Annotated in this window: 14 protein-coding genes; 4 read left to right on the top strand and 10 right to left on the bottom strand. The window is 69.1% G+C overall.

All coding sequences use genetic code 11. From position 1 onward, the window contains the following. Positions 1-5: 5 nt before the first annotated feature. The 3 genes from BIV24_RS10520 to BIV24_RS10510 are packed head-to-tail and all read right to left on the bottom strand — an operon-like array spanning position 6 to position 3,852. Positions 6-1,196 carry an acyl-CoA dehydrogenase family protein gene (locus BIV24_RS10520; protein WP_071365966.1) on the bottom strand — a complete coding sequence of 397 codons (1,191 nt, stop codon included), beginning with the start codon at positions 1,194-1,196 and terminating at the stop codon, positions 6-8. Then, positions 1,193-2,347, bottom strand: coding sequence for a CaiB/BaiF CoA transferase family protein (locus BIV24_RS10515; protein ID WP_071365965.1), 1,155 nt, complete (start codon positions 2,345-2,347; stop codon positions 1,193-1,195). Before BIV24_RS10515 ends, BIV24_RS10520 begins: the two co-directional genes overlap by 4 nt. Next, positions 2,347-3,852, bottom strand: a complete 1,506-nt coding sequence (locus tag BIV24_RS10510) for an aldehyde dehydrogenase family protein (protein ID WP_079168141.1) — start codon at positions 3,850-3,852, stop codon at positions 2,347-2,349. The genes BIV24_RS10515 and BIV24_RS10510 overlap by 1 nt, the downstream gene beginning before the upstream one ends. A gap of 265 nt (positions 3,853-4,117) precedes the next feature. Between BIV24_RS10510 and BIV24_RS10505 the strand changes: the two genes are divergently transcribed. After that, positions 4,118-5,509 carry a PucR family transcriptional regulator ligand-binding domain-containing protein gene (locus BIV24_RS10505; protein ID WP_218149296.1) on the top strand — a complete coding sequence of 464 codons (1,392 nt, stop codon included), beginning with the start codon at positions 4,118-4,120 and terminating at the stop codon, positions 5,507-5,509. Between the two features lie 514 nt (positions 5,510-6,023). Further along, the gene (locus BIV24_RS10500; protein ID WP_071365963.1) at positions 6,024-8,489 is read left to right on the top strand and encodes a M4 family metallopeptidase; all 2,466 of its coding nucleotides are present in this window, start codon (positions 6,024-6,026) and stop codon (positions 8,487-8,489) included. A 138-nt stretch (positions 8,490-8,627) separates the two neighbouring features. Here BIV24_RS10500 and BIV24_RS10495 read toward each other — a convergent pair whose 3' ends face one another. The 5 genes from BIV24_RS10495 to BIV24_RS34295 all read right to left on the bottom strand — a co-directional run bounded on the left by BIV24_RS10495 (position 8,628) and on the right by BIV24_RS34295 (position 13,133). Continuing rightward, positions 8,628-9,338, bottom strand: coding sequence for a class F sortase (locus BIV24_RS10495; protein WP_071365962.1), 711 nt, complete (start codon positions 9,336-9,338; stop codon positions 8,628-8,630). Positions 9,339-9,485: 147 nt separating this feature from the next. Beyond that, the gene (locus BIV24_RS10490; protein ID WP_071365961.1) at positions 9,486-10,349 is read right to left on the bottom strand and encodes a hypothetical protein; all 864 of its coding nucleotides are present in this window, start codon (positions 10,347-10,349) and stop codon (positions 9,486-9,488) included. A 642-nt stretch (positions 10,350-10,991) separates the two neighbouring features. Then, on the bottom strand, positions 10,992-11,492 hold the full coding sequence (locus BIV24_RS10485; protein ID WP_071365960.1) for a nitroreductase/quinone reductase family protein: 501 nt from the start codon (positions 11,490-11,492) through the stop codon (positions 10,992-10,994). A 376-nt stretch (positions 11,493-11,868) separates the two neighbouring features. After that, entirely contained in the window at positions 11,869-12,258 is a 390-nt protein-coding gene (locus BIV24_RS10480) for a YrdB family protein (protein ID WP_071365959.1), read from the bottom strand. A gap of 188 nt (positions 12,259-12,446) precedes the next feature. Beyond that, entirely contained in the window at positions 12,447-13,133 is a 687-nt protein-coding gene (locus tag BIV24_RS34295) for a hypothetical protein (protein ID WP_071365958.1), read from the bottom strand. A gap of 579 nt (positions 13,134-13,712) precedes the next feature. On the opposite strand from BIV24_RS34295, the gene BIV24_RS10470 reads away from it, so the two are divergent. Beyond that, positions 13,713-14,168 carry a Fur family transcriptional regulator gene (locus BIV24_RS10470; protein WP_071365957.1) on the top strand — a complete coding sequence of 152 codons (456 nt, stop codon included), beginning with the start codon at positions 13,713-13,715 and terminating at the stop codon, positions 14,166-14,168. Between the two features lie 15 nt (positions 14,169-14,183). After that, positions 14,184-16,400 (top strand): catalase/peroxidase HPI, encoded by a 2,217-nt coding sequence (katG, locus tag BIV24_RS10465; protein WP_071365956.1) that lies wholly within the window; start codon positions 14,184-14,186, stop codon positions 16,398-16,400. A 102-nt stretch (positions 16,401-16,502) separates the two neighbouring features. Here the strand turns inward: katG and BIV24_RS10460 are convergent, their stop codons facing one another. Both BIV24_RS10460 and BIV24_RS10455 read right to left on the bottom strand, forming a co-directional pair. Further along, positions 16,503-17,678, bottom strand: coding sequence for an acyltransferase family protein (locus tag BIV24_RS10460; RefSeq protein ID WP_071365955.1), 1,176 nt, complete (start codon positions 17,676-17,678; stop codon positions 16,503-16,505). 338 nt (positions 17,679-18,016) lie between these two features. After that, entirely contained in the window at positions 18,017-18,934 is a 918-nt protein-coding gene (locus BIV24_RS10455; RefSeq protein WP_071365954.1) for an SGNH/GDSL hydrolase family protein, read from the bottom strand. Between the last annotated feature and the right edge of the window lie 144 nt (positions 18,935-19,078).

Here is a 19,078-nt window from a genome sequence, read left to right as displayed (position 1 = left end):
GGTGCTCAGCGAAAGGCCGGCTGCCCGGTGACCGCCTGACCGACGACGAGCGTGTGCATCTCGACGGTTCCTTCGTAGGTCAGCACGGACTCCAGGTTGTTCATGTGCCGGATCACCGGGTACTCCAGGGAGATGCCGTTGGCCCCGAGAACGGTGCGGGCGGTGCGGCAGATGTCCAGTGCCTCGCGGACGTTGTTGAGCTTGCCCAGACTCACCTGTTCGGGCCGCAGCGTACCGGCGTCCTTGCGCCGGCCCAGGTGGAGAGCCAGCAGTACGCCCTTGGTGTACTCCAGGTACATGTCCGCGAGCTTCTGCTGCGTCAGCTGGAACGCCCCGATCGGCTTGCCGAACTGGGTCCGCTCCATGGCGTAGGACTGGGCGGCGTGCAGCGAGGACCGGGCCGCGCCCATCGCTCCCCAGACGATGCCGTAGCGGGCTTCGTTGAGGCAGCTGAGGGGGCCCTTGAGGCCGCGGACCTCGGGGAAGACGGCGTCTGCGGGAAGGCGTACCGCGTCGAGGACCAGTTCGCTGGTGACGGACGCGCGCAGGGAGAGCTTGTGCTTGATCTCCGGGGCCGAGAAGCCCGGAGTGTCGGTGGGCACCACGAAGCCGCGTACGCCGTCGTCGGTCTGTGCCCACACCACGGCCACGTCGGCCACGCTGCCGTTGGTGATCCACATCTTGCGGCCGTCGAGGACCCAGTCGTCGCCGTCGCGTCGCGCCCGGGTGCGCATGTTGCCCGGGTCGGAGCCGACGTCGGGCTCGGTGAGGCCGAAGCAGCCGATCGCCTCGCCGGCGGCCATCGACGGAAGCCAGCGCTGCTTCTGCTCCTCGCTGCCCCACTTCCAGATCGCGAACATCGCCAGTGAGCCCTGCACGGAGACCAGGGAGCGGATGCCGGAGTCGGTGGCCTCCAGTTCGAGACAGGCCACTCCGTACTCGGTGGCCGACATGCCGGCACAGCCGTAACCCTCCAGATGCATGCCGAGCACGCCCAGAGCTCCGAGCTCCTTGGTCAGGCCGCGGATGTCGGGGATGGTTCCCCGTTCGAACCAGTCGGCCACGTAGGGGTCGGTCAACTGGGCGCAGAGCTGGCGTACCGAGGAGGCGACGGCCTTCTCGTCGGGGGTGAGGAGGTCGTTCAGACCGGCAGGGTCGCGGGGGTCGAGCGAGGGCAGTCGGGCCGGGGAATTCATGAGTTCTTCTCCTGTGAGGGCTCGGTGAGCCAGCGGCGGATGTCGGCATTGTGTTCGCCGAGACGAGGTGGTGGCCGGTAGCTGGTGACCGGGGTTGCCGAATAGGTGATGGGGTGCCGGATCTGAGGTGGTGAGGAGGGTCCGACCGAGACGGTCGGCTCGAGGCCGAGCGACTGGGCCAGTGCGATGCCGGCGGCGAGGTCGCCGACTTTCCCCGCGGGTACACCGACGGCGGTGAGCCGCTGCGCCCATGCCTCCGCGGTGTCGCGCGCGAGGCGCTCCTCGAGCGCTCGGACGAGTTCCGGGCGGTTGGCCACCCGGGCCGGATTCGTTGCGAAGCGTTCGTCGTCGGCCAGACCCGGTGACTGCACCACCTCGGCGAGCCGGCGGAACTGCCCGTCGTTCCCGCAGGCGACGGCGAGCAGGTCGTCCTTGCAGCGCAGTGTTTCGTACGGCGCGATCGAGGGGTGCCGGTTGCCCATCCGTCCCGGGGCTTGACCCGTAGCGAGGTACGCCGAGGCCTGATTGGCGAGCGAACCGAGCAGCGTGGACAGCAGGTTGACCTCGACGTGTTGGCCCTCACCGGTGCGCTCACGGGCCTGGAGCGCCGCGAGGATGCCGATGGTGGCGTCCTTGGCCGTCAGTACGTCGACCAGGGCCACGCCGGCCTTCGTCGGGTCGGCGTCCGGGTCGCCGGTGATGCTCATCAGCCCGCCCACGGCCTGGACGAGGAAGTCGTAGCCCGCCAGTGCCGCACCGCCGCGGCTGCCGAAGCCGGTCACCGAGCAGTACACGATGCGCGGGTTGGTCCGGCGGACCGAGTCGTAGCCGAGTCCCCGTCCGGCGAGTGCTCCGTCCTTGAAGTTCTCCACCAGAACGTCGGCGCGGTCGGCCAGCGTCCGGGCCAGCCGGAGGTCTTCGGCGTCGTTCAGGTCGAGGGTCACCGACCGCTTCGACCGGTTGGCGCACTCGAAGTAGCTGCTGGAGTCGGCGGTCCAGGGGGGACCCCACGTACGGGTGTCGTCGCCGGAACCAGGGCGCTCCACCTTGATCACGGTGGCCCCCAGGTCCGCCAGCATCACCGAGGCGAGCGGGCCCGCCAGGACGCGGCTGAAGTCGGCGACGACGACACCGTCGAGCGGCAGCGGCATCATCGTCCTCCCCGCTGGCCCTCACGTCGTCCGTCGACGCGTCGCGGGAGGTTCCACGGGTTGTCGGTGCGTGCCGCGGGGGGCACCCACGCATCCGGTGCGGACTGGTAGGTCACGGGTCTGACGAACCGGTCCAGGGCGGCTGCTCCCACAGAGGTGGCAGCGGCGTTCGACGTGGCGGGCCAGGGGCCACCGTGGTGCTGGGCCCAGGTGTAGGCGACGCCGGTCGGCCAGTCGTTCACGGTGACCCGGCCCACGGTCCGGGTGAGTGCCTCCACCAGCCGGGGGGCGTCGGGGTCGGTGTCGTCGCCGGTCACGACGGTGCCCGCCAGACTGCCCTGGAGCGTTGCGAGTGCAGAGCGCAGTTCCCGGTCGTCGGCGTACTCGACGACCACCGCGACGGCTCCGAAGCACTCCTCCAGGAGCCGGCTGCCCTTGCGCAGCGCGCTGATCGGCGCCGAAAGGACCGCGGCCGGCGCACCCCAGCCGTTTCCCGTGCCGGGGACGCTGCGTACGAGGGAGGCGCCTGCCGTCACCAGGTCGGGAAGACCGCGCTCGACCGAGGCGGCGATCTCCTCGGTCAGCATCACCGGCTGCGGTGCGGCCTGCGCCAGTGCGTCACCGACGATCCGTGCGGCATCGTGCCCCGCGGGAACCAGCAGCAGACCCGGTTTGGTGCAGAACTGCCCCCAGCCCAGCGTGAACGATCCGACGAAGCCGCTCGCGACGTCGTCGATCCGTGAGGCCGCGGCCCGGGTGACGACGACGGGGTTGACGGTGCCCATCTCGGCGTAGACCGGGATCACGCGTTCACGTTCGTTCGCCAGGCGCCACAGTGCCAGTCCGCCGGCCTGGGAACCGGTGAACGCCACCGCGGCGATGCCCTCCGCGCGGACCAGGTTCGTCCCTGCCTGCCTACCGGTCACCAGTGCGAAGGTTCCGTCGGGAGCACCGGCCTCGCGGAGTGCCTGCCCGGCGACCTGCGCCAGGCGCAGGCTGAGCGTCACGTGTGCCGGGTGCGCTTTCACCACGACCGGGCAGCCGGCCGCGAGGGCGGAGGCGGTGTCGTTGCCGAGCACGGAGAAGGCGAACGGGAAATTGCTCGCCCCGAACACCGCGACCGGCCCGACCGGTTGGTTGACCCGGACGAGACGGGGGGACGTCGCGGTGGCCTCGTCGACGGTGACCCCCAGATACGACCCCTCCGCCGCCACGTCGCCGTAGAAGCGAAGCTGGCCGGCGGTGCGCGCCAGTTCCGATGTCAGCCGCACCGCCCCGAGCCCGGTCTCCTCGTCGGCGAGCGCTACCAGTTCCTCGGCATGGCTCTCCAAGCCGTCCGCGACAGCACGCAGCCATGTGCGCCGCCGCTCGGGCGAGACAGCGGCCACCGCCGGGGCCGCCTGCGCCGCTTGTTCCACCACGGCGCGTACGACGTCCGGGGGCGTGTCCTCGACCGTGCCGACCGGCCGGCCGTCGTAGGGCCGATAGCTCGTGGTCGTCTTCATCGCACGTCCTTTCCTGCCGCTCAAGGACGGTCAGCGCGTCGCAGGGTCTCGAGGTTGCGCCGTTGCTCGGGCTGGGGCATGACCTTCTCCGTTCACTCGGGACGGCACGACGGTACGGAGAACGCACGGATTCCTCATTGGATAAAATGCACCTCCACAGTCCTTGATTGGACAGATCGCACAGGAGGGCTTCGTGGCGGTTCCGACGGTTGCCTCGCTGTGCAGGACTCTGGGAAAGGACCTCACGCCGGCCCCGGGATTCACCGTGCCGGCACGGGAAGTGTCCGCCGTGCACATCAGCGAGCTGCTCGACCCGACCGGCTACCTGACGGGCGGCGAGCTGCTGCTGACGACGGGCCTGTCCCTTCCCAGGAACAAGCTCGGCTGCGAACGCTACGTCGGCCGGCTGGCGGAGGCAGGGCTGAGCGCGTTGGCCCTCGGGCTCGGCCCCGTGCACACCGAGATCCCGGCGCCGCTCCTGGCCGCCTGCCGAAAGCTCGACCTCCCCCTGCTCCTGGTCCCTGCGCCCACCCCGTTCCTTCGCATCACGAAGGCTTACTGGGCCGCCGTGTCCCGCTCGGCCGAGCAACACCTCAAGGACGTCCTGGCGACGCAGCGAGCACTGGTCGACGCGGCGGCGTCCGTGGATCCGGTCACCATGGTGCTGCGCACCCTGAGCCGGTCGCTCGACGCGTGGGCGGCGGCGTTCTCGCCGACCGGTGAGATCGACCAGGTGGTTCCCGCCTCGGCCGCCGCGGAGGCCGAGCGGGTGAGGCGGGAGATCGTGCGGCTGGAGGGCGCCGGCGCGCACTCCGCGGCCTCGTTCTCCACCGGCTCGGCGGCGGTGATCGTGTTCCCGCTGGCGGTGCGGGAGCAAGCCGCCGGGTTCCTCGCGGTCGGCACGTCCGCACCGCTGGATTCCACGCGGCGGAGGGCGGTGCTGACAGCGTCAGCCTTGCTGAGCCTGGATTCCGTGAGGCGCTCCCGCGCTGAATCCGTGGCCGACGAAGGGCAACGCTGCGTCGGGCTGCTGGTTGATTTCGGATATGTGGAGGCGGCGCGGCGGCTCGCGGGTGCGGTGCGGGCACCGAGCCCACCGGACCACGTGCGTCTCCTCGCCCTGCGAGGCCGGCAGAGCGACATCCTCACCACAGCGGTGCGCGGTTGGTGTCCCGAGACGATCGCCCTCCAGACCGACCGTCACACGGCCTGGTTTCTGATCCCTGCGGACCATCCACCGACCACGCGTCTGGAGGACGCCGTACGGCGGGCCGATCCCAAGACGGCGGCTGTCCTGTCGGATGTGGTCCCGGTCGAGCAGACGGCGGCGGTTCGAGCGGTCGTCGCCGCGACACTGGGCGGCCTCGCATCGGGGACGCGACTGCTGGCGTCTGCGTCCGCGGGACCGTACAACGCCGGTCTCGCCGCGCGTTTGGCCGAAGCTTCGGACCGGTTGACCGAGACCCAGCGCCAGACTCTCGTCGACTACCTGCGCCATCACGGCCAGTGGGAGGCGGCCTCCCGTTCACTCGGCGTCCATCGCAACACGCTCCGGCATCGCATCGCCCGGTGCGAAGCACTGCTGGAGGTCGATCTCGCCGACCCGGACGTCACAGCGCAGTTGTGGCTGCTCCTTCGTCGGCGTGGGGTGGCGTAGAGGCGCACCTGATCCCGCTCGAGGTCGTCCGGCAACAGTCGGCAGGCGGCCGTCCCGGGCCGGATGGACGAGGGTCCGGCGGGCAGGAGAGCTCCACGGCGGGGGCGCCTCGCCGGGCGGCCCGACCCCCTCCGTGAGGCGTGTTCACGCCGTGGCGGTTTTGCGTCACTCCCCGTCTCTTGTATGCGGAACCTGTCTTACCGAACCATCGAGCCCGTTGATCACGAGAGCCCTCGGCTCTCGCATGTGCGTGCGATGGGGAGGATGTTGTGAGGACACAACGGTTCCGGCGGATCCTGGCCACGGGTGTGGCCGCAGCCGCCGTCGGCTCGGCGCTGCTGGCCGCTCCGGCCTGGGCGTAGGGCGGGGAGATCGGTGCGGCCGCGACCGGGACCGGCCCGGTGCCGGTCGCGCCCGCGATGACGCAGGGCCTGGACACCTCCGCCCGCGCGGGCAGTCCGGCCCAGGCGGCGCGAGCCCACCTGAAGGATCACCAGAAGACGTACAAGGTCCCGTGTCGGACCTGAAGCTGCTGAGGAGCACCAAGAACGGCACCCAGACCTCGGTGCGCTTCCAGCAGGAGCACCGCGGCGTTCCGGTCTTCGGCGCCCAGTACGCGGTGCAGACCCAGGCCGCCGACGGCGGCCAGCAGGTCACTTCTGCGACCGGCACCCTCTACACGGACCTCACCGTGTCCACCGCTCCCAAGGTGTCCGAGGCCGTCGCCGAGCAGCGCATGTTCGTCCTCGACGCGCATCTGCGGTCGGTCGGGGGCGCGAAGCCCGGTAAGCACGGTCTCGTCGTCCTGCCCGACGCACGCGGTGGCGTGCTGGCATGGCACTTCACCGTCACCGGCGCCAGACCCGACGGCAGCCCGGTGCGCCAGGAGGTGTACATCGACGCACGCGTGGGTGGTGTCGCCCTCTCGTACAACAACGTCGACGCCGCCGACGTGTCGCCCGCACAGGGAACAGGCGTACGCGTCGACGGCAGCGAAGCGAAGCTGGACGTCAACAAGGAGGCGGACGGCTCGTACACGCTGGTCGACTCCACGCGTCCCATGTACGCCGGGACCGGCGGGCAGATCCGGACGTACGACGCGCAGCGCAAGAGCTACAAGCTCGTCGCCGGTGGGCCGGTCACCGACGACATCCCGCTGGCGACGTCCGCGACCAGCCGCTTCGACGACGCGAACACCGCCTCCGGCGCGGTCGACGCGCACATCAACGCCGCCAAGGTCTACGAGTTCTACAAGGACCGGATCGGCCGTGACGGCATCGACGGCAAGGGCGGCTCCATCCACTCCGTGGTCAATGTCGCCAGCAACGGCCAGGACTATGCGAACGCGTTCTGGGACGGCGACAAGATGGTCTACGGCCACATGAAGGGCGTTCCGCTGTCGGTGGCGCTGGACGTCGTGGGCCACGAGATGACGCACGGCGTCACCGAACACTCCGCAGGGCTCGTCTACCTCAACCAGTCGGGCGCCCTCAACGAGGCGATATCCGACTACTTCGGCAACGCCATGGAGACCGCCGACAAGGGCGTCGCCATGAGCGACCCGGACTCCGGTCTCGTCGGCGAGTACCTCTGCAACGGCACCAAGTCGCCGAGGGAGTGCGCCCTGCGCGACCTGAACGACGGCCGCAACGCGCAGAAGGACTACAAGCCCATCACGCTCGACATCGACAACGGCGGTGTGCACGCCAACTCCACCATCGTCGGCGGCGCGCTGTGGGACATCCGCAAGAACCTCGACCCGCAGCTCGCGGACCGCATCGTCTACCGGGCGGCGCAGGACTACCTCACGCCGCTGTCCGGCTTCACCGACATGCGTAACGCGGTCACCCTCGCCGCCAAGTCCCTGAAGGTCTCCGAGAACGACCTCGCCGTCATCGGCAAGGCCTTCGACGGCCATGGCATCGAGCGGGACTGGGAGCAGAAGGGCGGCTCGCACGACGGCACCACCATCGCCTCCCACGTGCTGCCCGCCTACGAGGTCCACGGCGGTATCGACGAACAGGCCGCGCAGATCAACGGCGACGTCTACGCCATCGGCCACGGCGACGCGGTCGCATGGGGCGCGGGATCGGCCCGCTTCGGCATCACCGTCGGCCGCTTCAGCGAGCAGAACGGCAAGTCAGGGCACGAACTCACCGTCGACGACGCGTACTTGCTCGACCCGTCCCTCGACGACCAGCGGATCGTCTTCACCCGGGTCAGTGCCGACGGCATCGGCATCTACACGGCGGGCAACAAGGGCCAAGGCGCGATCAAGAAACTCGTCGACCATGCGAACGCCGACGAGACCGAGCCGGTCACCGACCACGGCAACCTCGCCTACATCAGCACCGGCGCCGACGGCGAACAGGACGTCATGCTGCGCAAGGCCGACGGCACCACGGTCAACGTGACACCCGAACCGGGCACCAGGGCCGCCCGCCTGACGATGAAGCACGGCACGATCGCCTGGGCCGGCGGCGCCGACAACACGTACCTCACTGTCTACGACATCGCCACCGGCACCACTCAGAGCAAGCGGATCAGCGGCTGGCTCTTCAACACCCTCGGCGACATCCAGCTCACCTCCGACCGGGTCTTCTGGCGGGAGGACGGCGGGTTCCTGATCCCCAGCACCAGCTTCGTCTCCGCCCCGCTGGGCGATCTGAGCAAGGCGGCGAAGCTGCGCTACCCCACCAGCACCTACCTGGCCCAGTTCTCGGTCACCGACGACTACTTCGCCTACTCGACGTACGACCTCTGGGGTGCTCTCGGTTCCTGGAACGGACCGGGCAAGGTGAAGGTCGCCAAGACCGCCGACGTCGTCGCGGGCGTCGACGCCTTCAGCCGGGTCTCCTGCTCCTCCGGTGCTCAGCTGGCCCCCTCCCTCGGTGACGGTCAGCGTGTGGCCTGGCTCGACACCACGGCGGCCGACACCGACGTGGTCTCCCGGGAGACGTTCGCCGGAAGCTGCGAGTAGCACGCTCACGAGGCGTGGGCCCGGACACGCGGCGCCGGTCCACTGCGGAGGCGGGTACCTGCTGTGGCCGGCCACGGTCTTCCAGAAGTGCTTCGGGGCGGCGCAGGCGCCGCCCCGAAGCCTGCTGCGGCGGGGACGTCAGGAGCGCCTGATCGAGTCGAGATGGGCGAACACCACCACATTGGACTCGTAGTCGTGGACGCGGCGGTTGTAGTTCCCGCCGCAGGTGATCAACCGCAGTTGAGGGGTGCGAGCGTTGCCGTAGACCCGGGCGTCGGGGAAGGAGGCCTTGCTGAAGGTTTCGACGGAATCGACGGTGAAGTCGGCGACGGAGCCGTCCGCGCGGGTGATGTCCACCTTGCTGCCCGGCCTGAGGGTGCGGAGCAGCACGAACACCGCCGGTCCGGTCTTGGTGTCGACATGCCCCACCACGATCGACGTCCCCCGCTCACCGGGGGAGGCACCGTCCTTGTACCAGCCCACCAGGTTCGGGTTCTTCGCGGGTGGCGCGTTCAACTGCCCCGAGGCGCCCACGGAGAGCCGGGTGAACGGTGCATTCACCGCGATCTGCGGAATCACGATCCTCTTCGGCTTCGACCGCGACAGACCCTTCCTCGCAGCACGCGTCGGCGCATTCGGCTGGGGCTTCGCGGAAGCGACGGCCGCGGGAGGCGCGACGGCTGCGGGCGGGGCCGGTGGCGTCGGATCCGCCGAGCCTGCCAGTGAGTTGTGGATGAGCAGAGCGCCCAGTCCTACGGCCGCGGCCGGCCACACCAGAGCACGGCTGACAACGCGGGGCACCGGTCTGCTCGGGGGCTGATCCGGCGGGGCCGGCTGTGAGAGGGCCATCAGACAATGCCTTTCATCAACTGGGGTGGCGGTCAGACGCCAGCAGACTGACAAGCAGCCAACTCCGGCGGCGCGGTCGCGGCCGCCGGCGCCCTTCCCAGGGCGACAGCGGCCGCGACCGCACAGCAACCGGCGAGCGCCAACCGATCAGGCCGTCGCGCCGTTCGACGCGCGCCGACGGCGCAGCATGTAGGCACCCACCCCGAGACCGCCAAGCAGCAGCACCGAACCCGCGGCCAGACCGTTGCCGGACTGCGCCAACCCGCCGCCGCCGGCGCGCACGCCGCCGCGCGGATGCTGCTTCTCGTGGTGCTTGCCGAAGTGACGGCCGTGCTCTTCCTCGGAGCCGGACTGCTCCTCCTCCTGGCCGGCAGGTTCCTGGCTCTCCTCCTCGCTCGAGTCGTCGCCGTCTTCGGTCTTGGCCATGGCCAGGGCGCCGCCGCCGGCGCGTACGCCGCCGCGCGGATGCTGCTTCTCGTGGTGCTTGCGGAAGTGACGGCCGTGCTCTTCCTCGGAGCCGGACTGCTCCTCTTCCTGGCCGTCCTTCTTGGCGGCGTGCTCCTGGCGCTCCTCTTCCTGGGCGTCCTTCTGGGCGGCGTGCTCCTGGCGCTCTTCTTCCCGGGCGTCCTTCTTGGCGTCGCGCTCCAGGCGCTCCTCTTCCTGGGCGTCCTTCTTGGCTTCGTGCTTCTCGCGCTCCTCCTCGCTCGAGTCGTCGCCGTCTTCGGTCTTGGCCATGGCCAGGGCGCCGCCGCCGGCGCGTACGCCGCCTTGCGGATGCCGCTTCCCGTGGTGCTCGCCGAAGTGACGGCCGTGCTCTTCCTCGGAGGCGGATCGCTCGTCGTGGTCGGAGTGCTCCCCACCCTTGTGCCTGTCGTGCCCCTCGCTGACGTAGGAAGTACCGCCGTTCGAAGCCCGAAGCTCACCCACCGACACGGGATGCGCGGCGGGAGCGGAAAACGCGACGGCCGCGGCAACCGCCGCGGAGGCGAACATGGTCCGGGTCACTCGCATCAGAGGTAGTCCTTTCGTCGCCACCGCGAAGGCCGGCACCACGCCGGCACAGTGGAATCGCGGTAGCAACGTCATTACTTCAACCCGATCATCAGCTCAAAGCACTGTAAGACACGACATGTGCCCCAGCTCGTACTCCCTCCGAGTGCCTCCAGGCCGAAAAGTAACCCGGTCGGCAGCACCCCATCAGCACCAGCAGTGCGAGGTCCGCCGCAATACGAGTGCGCTCTCCGGAATGTCGATGTGCCGCACATGAACGCCTCGATGACGAAGCGTCAGGTGTGCCGCGGCAGCCGGCCTCGTGTGACACAGGCGGCGAGCCCTGCGAAAGGCGGGTGGCAACAAGCCGCGGCGGTTGCGGGGTGTCATCCCAGCGTGTGCATGGCCAACACGGGCGGGCACCGGCCGACGCTTCGGTGGGTGGGCGGTGCATGGTGACCTGCAGGGGCAGTGCCGGGTGTGCCCACGCACGGCTGACACCAGCCTGCGGTGGGGGAGTCGGCGGTGAGGGTAAGGCATGCGGTGGCGGCCCTGGTCGCGGTCTTGATGCTGCCCCGGCATTCACAACTCAGGAGGGCGCTGGTGACACACCGTCAAGTGACGAATGAGAAGAAGGACTTTTTGTGTGACCCTCTACTGCCGCTATGAGCGCAAAGCCGAGTGCTCGCCCCCGTCGCAACCGTCATCGGCTCGTGCCGACTTCGTAGCTGAGTCAACGTTGGATGCGACGGGATCGAGTCTCACGATGGGGAACTTGCGCGATGTCTTGGACTCGTACTGGGCACTGGCAGGCCAGTACTGTGACCAGATCCCGTAGAGACGCTCCCACTCGGGTGATGTGTGCGTCACGACGGTAGGCGTCGCCCTGAGGATCCGCCTGCCCACCTCGATCGTCACCTCGGACATGTCGGCGACGTTGCCCACCCACGCCGGATCCTTCTCCGCGCCGCGCGAGGAGCCGCAGACGAGGAAACTCTCACCGTCGGCCGCATACACCAGGGGGTTCACCCTCTCCTGGCCAGTACGGCGGCCGACCGTGTGCAGAAGCAGCAGATGCTTGCCTTCGAAGGGGCCGTCCACGATCCCGCCCTGTGCCCGGAACTGGCCGATGATCCGCTTGTTCACCTCGTTCACGTCGCCCATGTCCGCCTCGTTCCGTCGAAGACCTGAATGGCTATTAGCTAACCAGCGAGTCACGCGGCTGCGTCGAGCCACGCCGGAGCCGTGCGGAGGACGTCCTTCTGACCGGCGTACGGCACCTCTTTGTGTCCGAACCATCCTCTTGGGTGGGCACGAAGACGTGGAACGCCACGGTGACGACGACGGGAAAGGCCGCGAACACGAGACAACCGGCTCGTTTCATGCCGCACAACGTACGGCCGTGGCCAGGGCTTCGTGTGACGGGATTCCCCCGACGCGGGGCCGCGCAAGAGTTTCAGTGCTCTGACTGCGATCGCCCGAACCCCCGGTCAGCGCTGGTGCGCCGGTCCCGGCCCCTCGCTTGCCCGCCGGGCCTGCGTCATGGACGACGGGGGCTGTGGCGGAAGGCCTCAGCCACCGCTGTATTGGCGACCACGACGACCGCCATGACCAGTCCCGCGATGGGGTGCCCGACTCCGTACAGAGCAGCCGCACCACCGCCGAGCACGATCGCCTTGACGAAGAGCACGACCGGTGGCCCCGGCCTGAACTTCGCCTTCGGCGCGGCCAACAACGCCCACAGCACGATGGCCAGGAGCGGCGTTCCCACGGCCGACACGACGTGGACGACGACGTTGTGGCCTACGGCAGATCCCCACCACCCCAGGCACACCAGCGCGGCAAGCTCAAGCAGGAACGCCAGGATCTCGTTGGCGGCGTACCAAAGCCGATCACCGTGCACTGCCGTGCCGTCGGCATCCCCCGCCATGAGACCCTCCCCGCGTGTGGGACGCCAAGCATGGCACATGGGGCCACAGCGGGGATCGGGCGTCAGGTGACCTCATGCCGCATGAACCTGATCGGGCAAGCAGCCGGCCGACACCGGCTGCCGGACCGTCCAACGGCAGGAGAGCCGGGTCGGCTGCCGCCGCAGCGGCAGCGCGCCGCTCAACGGTCCTACTCGCCCTGCTCCGACTGCGACTCACCCTTGGCCGATGCAGCAGTCTGCCCGGCCGCGTCGGAGGCGGCGTAGAAGACGGACGAGCCCTGCTTGGTGCGCTGAGCCTGGTTCTTGGCCACGAGCCCTTCGAGGGTGTTGCGTACCACGGTGGGCTTGATGCCGCGCTCGGGGTGGGCCGTGTCGAGTGCGGTCGTGACCTCCGCGGCGGAGCGCGGTTCGCCCTGCTCGGCGAGGTGGTCGCGGACCAGTTCGACCAACGTGGGCTTGGCGCCCTTCGCGGCTGCGGGCTTCTTGGCGGCGGGCTTCTCGGCCGCGGGCTTCTTGGCGGCCGGCTTCTTGGCGGCGGGCTTCTTGGCGGCCGAGCGGCCCTGCGCGGTATCGGCCTTCTTCGCTCGCGTCCGCTTGCCCGGGCCGGGTTCGGCAGCGGGCTTCTTACGGGGAGCGGGCACGGTGGCGCTTTCCGGGGCCGGCACGGGTTGAACCGAGGCCGGTGAAGCGCCCAGCACCTGTTGCACGTTGACGAGCACGGAGTGGTCATGCTGCAGGGCGACGAGCTGGTCCTGCAGTGCGGCGATCTCCGCGCTGACGCGGTCCTGCTCCTTGGTGTTGCGTTCGAGGTCGCTGGTCACCTGGGCGGCGTACTGCGTTGTCAGTTCAGTGGTGGCGGTCGTGTTCTGCGACATGGTGTCGTCCTTTCTTCGGTTTCGTGGCCGGTATGCGGCGACTGGGGCACAGGCATGGGAGATCCAGGCTCATGCGTTCTCGGGCTGGACCGAGTGGCAGAAATGGTGACCACTGCGAGCAGCCCGGTGTAAGGATGGTACGGATAGGTGGAGTCTGTTGCTCTTCTCGAGTTATGTCTTGTGCTCAACCAGAGCTTTAGAGTGTTGATGTGCCAGGTGCCTGTGACGCACTGCGGAGTGGGTTGGTGTGCACTCGTGGGGAGCTGCCACAGGGCTTCGTCGGTGTCTCGGCTGCGCTGACCGCAGGTCAGCGTGCGGATGGCCGTCGGCCAAGCCGGGCAAGTCTAACGGTCCGATGGGGTGAGTTTCCGCCCGGGCCCGGAACAAGCCCCCTACGGGGAGGGTGAGCTCTCGCACACGTATTCGTTCTGTCATCAATTCGGCCTGGCGGCGATGTGCCCCGAGACCGCTGTCGACAGCACGTCACGCCACACCAGGGTGAGCGCCACCTGACAAGTACCAGACTTGTACTCTTCGTTTCCTTGAGGCATTCGAGTTTGTGGCGGTAGGTTCGGCGCCATGACGGCACCCCGGACTCCGACCACCGCCGAGGAACTGCGCGGTGCCGGACTGCGGGTGACGGCCGCCCGCGTCGCGCTGCTCGAGACCATCCGGGACGGTGACCATCTGGACGCCGAGGCGATCGCCACCGGGGTACGCGATCGCGTAGGTCATATCTCCCTCCAGGCCGTGTACGAGGCCCTCCACGCGCTGACCGGGGCGGGACTCGTACGCCGTATCGAACCCGCCGGAAGCCCGGCCCGGTTCGAGGGACGCGTCGGGGACAACCACCATCACGTCGTCTGCCGCTCCTGCGGTGTCGTCGCCGACGTGGACTGCTCCATCGGCGACGCCCCTTGCCTGACCGCCTCCGACGACCGCGGCTTCTCGATCGACGAAGCCGAGGTCGTCTACTGGGGCCTGTGCCCCGACTGTTCCACCTTCAGCAATTCCTGTGCACCGTGTTCCACATAGTCCGGAAGGATTTCCATGGCTGAGAACCTCGATGCGAACCAGTCCCAGACGGAGGGCGCGGGCGGTTGCCCGGTCGCTCACGGGCGCGCCCCGCACCCGACCCAGGGCGGTGGAAGCCGCCAGTGGTGGCCGGAACGGCTCAACCTGAAGATCCTTGCCAAGAACCCCGCCGTGGCCAACCCCCTCGGCCAGGAGTTCGACTACGCAGAGGCGTTCAAGACCCTTGACCTCCCGCAGGTGAAGCGGGACATCGCGGAGGTACTGACCACCTCGCAGGACTGGTGGCCGGCCGACTTCGGTCACTACGGCCCGTTCATGGTCCGGATGGCGTGGCATGGCGCGGGCACCTACCGGATCAGCGACGGCCGTGGCGGCGCCGGGGCCGGGCAGCAGCGCTTCGCCCCCCTCAACAGCTGGCCGGACAACGCGAATCTCGACAAGGCGCGCCGCCTGCTGTGGCCGGTCAAGAAGAAGTACGGCCAAAGCCTGTCCTGGGCCGACCTCATGATCCTGGCCGGCAATGTCGCCCTGGAGTCGATGGGCCTCGAGACCTTCGGCTTCGGCGGCGGCCGTGCGGATGTCTGGGAGGCGGAGGAAGACGTCTACTGGGGTCCCGAGACCAGCTGGCTCGACGACCAGCGCTACACCGGCGACCGCGAGCTGGAGAACCCGCTCGGCGCGGTCCAGATGGGCCTCATCTACGTCAACCCGGAGGGTCCGAACGGCAACCCGGACCCGATCGCCGCGGCCCGCGACATCCGTGAGACGTTCCGCCGGATGGCGATGAACGACGAGGAGACCGTCGCTCTGATCGCGGGCGGCCACACCTTCGGCAAGACCCACGGTGCGGGCCCGGCGGACCATGTCGGCGCCGCCCCCGAGGCCGCCTCCCTCGAGGAACAGGGCCTGGGGTGGAAGAGCACCTACGCCACTGGCAAGGGCGCGGACGCCATCACCTCCGGCCTGGAGGTCACCTGGACCACCACGCCCACCCAGTGGAGCAACGGCTTCTTCGACAACCTCTTCGGCTACGAGTGGGAGCTGACCGAGAGCCCGGCCGGCGCCAAACAGTGGAAGCCGAAGGGCGACGCCGGTGAGGGCACCGTCCCGCACGCCCACGACTCCTCGAAGAAGATCGCCCCATCGATGCTCACCACCGACCTGGCGCTGCGTTTCGACCCGATCTACGAGCCGATCTCCCGCCGCTTCCATGAGCACCCCGAGGAGTTCGCGGACGCCTTCGCCCGGGCCTGGTACAAGCTGACCCACCGCGACATGGGCCCGAAGTCGCTGTTCCTGGGCCCGGAGGTCCCGGACGAGACCCTGCTGTGGCAGGACCCGCTGCCGGAGGCCGAGGGCGAGGTCATCGGCGCCGGGGACATCGCGGCCCTCAAGGCCAAGCTCCTCGACTCGGGCCTGACCGTCTCGCAGCTGGTCTCCACCGCATGGGCCTCGGCCTCGACCTTCCGCGGCAGCGACAAGCGCGGCGGCGCCAACGGCGCCCGTATCCGCCTGCAGCCGCAAAGTGGCTGGGAGGTCAACAACCCCGACGAGCTCGCGACGGTGCTGCGTGCCCTGGAGGGCATCCAGCGGGAGTTCAACTCCGGTGCCAAGAAGGTCTCCCTGGCAGACCTGATCGTGCTCGGCGGCAGCGCGGCCGTCGAGAAGGCCGCCAAGGACGCCGGCTATGACGTCGAGGTCCCCTTCACCCCGGGCCGCGTCGACGCGACGGACGAGCACACCGACGCGGATTCGTTCGCCGCGCTGGAGCCGACCGCCGACGGGTTCCGTAACCACGTCGGCAAGGGCAATCGCCTGCCGGCCGAGTATCTGCTGCTCGACCGGGCGAACCTGCTTACGCTGAGCGCCCCCGAGCTGACGGTCCTCGTCGGTGGTCTGCGTGTCCTGGGTGCGAACCACGACAACTCGAAGCTCGGCGTCTTCACCGACACCCCGGGGAGGCTGACCAACGACTTCTTCGTCAACCTGCTCGACCTCGACACGGCATGGAAAGCGACGTCGGAGGACCAGAACACGTTCGAGGGCCGTGACGCGGCCACGGGTGAGCTCAAGTGGACCGGCACCCGTGCTGACCTGGTCTTCGGCTCGAACTCCGAGCTGCGCGCGCTCGCGGAGGTCTACGCGAGCGACGACGCGAAGGAGAAGTTCGTGAGCGACTTCGTCGCGGCGTGGGACAAGGTGATGAACCTCGATCGGTTCGACCTCGCCTGATCATGACGTCCGGGCCGACCCTCACCGGCCGGCCCGGACGCCCTCGGCCCGAAGCATGACGACATCGTCCACCAGTTGGCGCCGACGCCCCGGCCAGGTACCTCAGTCAGGCGCTACGCCCCGGGCACCACGGGCGGGCGGAGCAGTTTTCGGTTGTGTGCTGGAGCCACGGCGGCTGCGGAGCAGCAGGCGCCTTGCGGGACGTTCCACCGCCTCGTACAGGACCCAGGACAGGCCGAGGGACACGGTGAACGTGACGGCGGTGGTGGTCAGGCCCATCAGTACGCCGAAGCGGGGGGAGGTGCCGAGCAGATGGGTGGCGGCCTGCAGCACCAGCAAGTGGACCATGTAGAAGGCGAACGAGAGTTCCCCCAACCGCACCAGTCGGCGGCGCCGCCACAGCGAGGGCAGGCCGTGCAGGTCCGCAATGGCCGCGGCCGCGACGAGCAGGGCGAAGCCGATGATGGTGCAGATCGTGGCCGGGTACCCGGCGGTGACCTGCGGGACCAGGAAGTAGCCGACGACCGCCAGGGCAAGGGAGGCCTCCAGGCCGGGCCCGCGCCACCGGTCGAGGAGTACCAGCCGGGCGACGGTGGCGCCGAGGACGAACTCGGGCAGGCGTGCGACGGGCAACGCATTCATCGTCTCGCCCAGCCAGTGGTGCGCGTCCACCCAGGCAAGCACCAGTACGGTCAGCACCGATGCTCCGGCCAGCGTTGCTGATCCCCGGGCGCCGAGACGGCGCAGCAGAAGTGCCAGCAGGGGGAAGGCCACGTAGAAGAACGCCTCGCAGGCCAACGACCAGCTGACCGGGTTCAGCGTCTGCCACCACGGATGCCACCAGGAATGCACCAGCAGGACATTGGCCAGTGTCTGGGACGGTGTCGGCTTCGCCTGATGGGCCAGCGTGCAGGCCATGAGCAGCGCGATCGCGGCGGTGACCAGATGGACGGGAAAGATACGGGCGAAGCGCCGCCGCCAGAAGGCGAGCGCACGGTCGCGCGGCCGCGCGGACCACGCCAGTACGAACCCGGACAGAACGAAGAAGAACGACACTCCATTCGCGCCGGATCCGAAGGCCCATGTCGCGATGCGGTCACCGGTGCCTGAGAAATAGCCGAAGTTGCGCACGTGCAGTCCGAAGACCAGTAGCGCGGCCACCCACCGCAGTCCCGTGAGGGACGGCAGTAATGACGGCGAAGCGGGCGCAGGAACCTTGGTGGCGGTCGCGGTGGAGGTGGCGGACGGCGTCCGGAGCGCCGTGGTCGCCGTCGTCATCGTGTCACCTTTCGGGGGGCGTTCCAGGGGGGCATGAAGGGGAACGTTGCCCGTTTGTCGCCTTTCAGTCCAGTTCCTCTGGGAACCCCACACCGGCGCGGACGAGCACCGCTGGTCACACGTCTGGGACGGGCTGGGAGTTCACCCGAATGGCCGACCCGTGTGGCCGGAGAGCCGAGCGGCGATGGGTGCTTCTTCGTGGCCCTGTTCGCCGGCGGGGGCTGGTGCCGCCACACCGTTCCGCAGGCGCCCTCGGCCGGGCGTGCGGCCCCCGGACGCCGATGCGCGCCCTGTGAGGGCGCGCCGTGGTGGCGTGCCCTCACAAGGCGTTGCACGCTTCAGTCCTGTCCGCGCCCCTTGCCCAGGCGCTCCAGTACGGCATGCGCCATCACGTTCTCACCCTTGGCGTTGGGGTGTGCAGGGGCCGCGGGCGAGGTCGGCTGCAACGGCTCGATCCAGCGGTCCGCGGGCGACTTGCACATGTCGTGGCCGAGCGTGGGCCCGTAGGTGTCGACGTACTCCGCGTGATTCTGCTTGGCCACCTGGCGAAGCATCGCGTTCAGTTGCTTTTCGGTGTCCCGCAGATAGGGGAAGTCCTTCGACGCGAACGGCACCACGGGGAAGCAGCCGCTGCCGTCGTCCGGCAGGAGGTCCGGGTAGCCGACGACGAGCACCCGTGCGTGCGGGGCCTTGGCCCGCACGGCCTGCAGTACCCGGCTGACCTTCGGTTCGGTCTGCGCGATGTTGACCTTCAACTGGTCGACCCCGGACGAGGTGTAGTAGCGCTGGCACGGGTTTCCCGCCGGGTCCCGGAAGCCGAGGCCTGCGCAGGTGGCGATGATGGAGCCGAAGCCCATGTCGTTGCCGCCGATCTGGACCGTCACCAGATCGGTGTCTCGCTCCACCGCGTTCAGCTGCGGACCATTGGTCCCTTGCGCCGTCCACATGTGCTCGGTCGTCGCTCCGCTGCAGCTCACGTCCTTGAACGCGGCCGCTCGTCGCTCCGTCGCCACTATCGAGGGGTAATTGTGGTCGGAGCGGGCGCAGTTCTCGTCCACCTGCTGTGGGATGAGGGGGCCCGAGGTGTAGGAGTCCCCGAGTGACACGTAGTGCATGGCGTTGCCGGGTCCCCCGGGGTGCGCTGCGGCAGGCACGGTGGAAGCGGCGATGAGGGTGCAACCGCCAAGCGCCGCCGCCACGTTGACCGGCCATCGGCGACGGCTTGCCGCTTTGCCCGTCTGTCTGTCGTTCACCATGAAAGCCCTCCGTCTGAGTACGGGATATCGCGCGGGTCCTGCACCGAGGGGCGCTCGCGCGGTCGACTGGCCTTGTATACCGTCCGGTATGTCCTGGGGGCCAGAGGCGGGAGCCGAGCAGCTGCGGATGTGTGGCAATCATGG

It is taken from the genome of Streptomyces colonosanans, assembly GCF_001866645.1.
In the GTDB taxonomy this organism is placed as follows: Bacteria; Actinomycetota; Actinomycetes; order Streptomycetales; family Streptomycetaceae; genus Streptomyces; species Streptomyces colonosanans.
Note: the sequence above shows the minus strand (reverse complement) of the source record. Positions and strands in the feature narration are given on the sequence as shown.

Excerpts from the sequence above, each read along its gene's own strand:
- BIV24_RS10520 (WP_071365966.1), bottom strand. The coding sequence starts at position 1,196 with ATGAATTCCCCGGCCCGACTGCCCTCGCTCGACCCCCGCGACCCTGCC.
- BIV24_RS10515 (WP_071365965.1), bottom strand. The coding sequence starts at position 2,347 with ATGCCGCTGCCGCTCGACGGTGTCGTCGTCGCCGACTTCAGCCGCGTC.
- BIV24_RS10510 (WP_079168141.1), bottom strand. The coding sequence starts at position 3,852 with ATGAAGACGACCACGAGCTATCGGCCCTACGACGGCCGGCCGGTCGGC.
- BIV24_RS10495 (WP_071365962.1), bottom strand. The coding sequence starts at position 9,338 with ATGGCCCTCTCACAGCCGGCCCCGCCGGATCAGCCCCCGAGCAGACCG.
- BIV24_RS10490 (WP_071365961.1), bottom strand. The coding sequence starts at position 10,349 with ATGCGAGTGACCCGGACCATGTTCGCCTCCGCGGCGGTTGCCGCGGCC.
- BIV24_RS10485 (WP_071365960.1), bottom strand. The coding sequence starts at position 11,492 with ATGGGCGACGTGAACGAGGTGAACAAGCGGATCATCGGCCAGTTCCGG.
- BIV24_RS10480 (WP_071365959.1), bottom strand. The coding sequence starts at position 12,258 with ATGGCGGGGGATGCCGACGGCACGGCAGTGCACGGTGATCGGCTTTGG.
- BIV24_RS34295 (WP_071365958.1), bottom strand. The coding sequence starts at position 13,133 with ATGTCGCAGAACACGACCGCCACCACTGAACTGACAACGCAGTACGCC.
- BIV24_RS10470 (WP_071365957.1), top strand. The coding sequence starts at position 13,713 with ATGACGGCACCCCGGACTCCGACCACCGCCGAGGAACTGCGCGGTGCC.
- katG (WP_071365956.1), top strand. The coding sequence starts at position 14,184 with ATGGCTGAGAACCTCGATGCGAACCAGTCCCAGACGGAGGGCGCGGGC.
- BIV24_RS10460 (WP_071365955.1), bottom strand. The coding sequence starts at position 17,678 with ATGACGACGGCGACCACGGCGCTCCGGACGCCGTCCGCCACCTCCACC.
- BIV24_RS10455 (WP_071365954.1), bottom strand. The coding sequence starts at position 18,934 with ATGGTGAACGACAGACAGACGGGCAAAGCGGCAAGCCGTCGCCGATGG.